Annotated in this window: 1 protein-coding gene; it reads left to right on the plus strand. The window is 63.6% G+C overall.

Going from position 1 to position 723, the window contains the following annotated elements:
* Positions 1–723: type VI secretion system tip protein TssI/VgrG (gene tssI / locus NTD84_RS12135; RefSeq protein ID WP_262165620.1), on the plus strand; the 723-nt coding region annotated here is incomplete at both ends.

The raw sequence follows: 723 nt of genomic DNA on the forward strand, positions 1-723 counted from the left end.
AGTGGTGAAGCGTTTCGACCTGGGGTTCCGCACGCGCACCAGCACCGTCACACGCCGCCACTACGACTTTGAACGCCCGACCCGGCTGCTGGAAAGTCGCCTCACGGCCGAGTTCCTTCCCGAGCTTGAGGACTATCGCTATCCGCTGCTGATGCAGACGGAAAAACAGGGCAAGCAGGGCGTGCGCCAGGCCCTGGAGCGACATCGCCGCGACTATCAGTTGGCCGAGGGGGAAAGCGACCAGCCGACGCTGCGCAGCGGTCATCTGTTCAACCTGACGGAGCATCCGCGCAAAGCGTGCAATGACCAGTGGCTGCTCGTCCGTGTTAAGCACGAAGGCAAACAACCCCAATCGCTGGAGGAAGCAGGCAGCCAGGACAGTCCCGCCGACGGCTTCACTCAGGGCTACCGCAACACCTTCACCGCGATGCCCGCTGACGTGTTTTACCGCCCGCCTCTGGCGCCTCGAAAAACGCTGCTGGTGTGCCAGACCGCCCGCGTCACCGGCCCGGCCGGCGAGGAGATCTACTGCGATGAATACGGTCGCGTGAAAGTCGAATTTCACTGGGACCGGACCGAGCGCAACAGCGAACACAGCAGCTGCTGGCTACGGGTGGCCTCCAGCTGGGCGGGCGAGGGATTTGGTGCGGTGACCATTCCGCGTGTCGGCATGGAAGTGGTCGTGACGTTTGAGGAAGGCGATCCGGACCAGCCGCTGATCAC

It is taken from the genome of Pseudomonas sp. 14P_8.1_Bac3 (assembly GCF_025466085.1).
Classification (GTDB): Bacteria; Pseudomonadota; Gammaproteobacteria; order Pseudomonadales; family Pseudomonadaceae; genus Aquipseudomonas.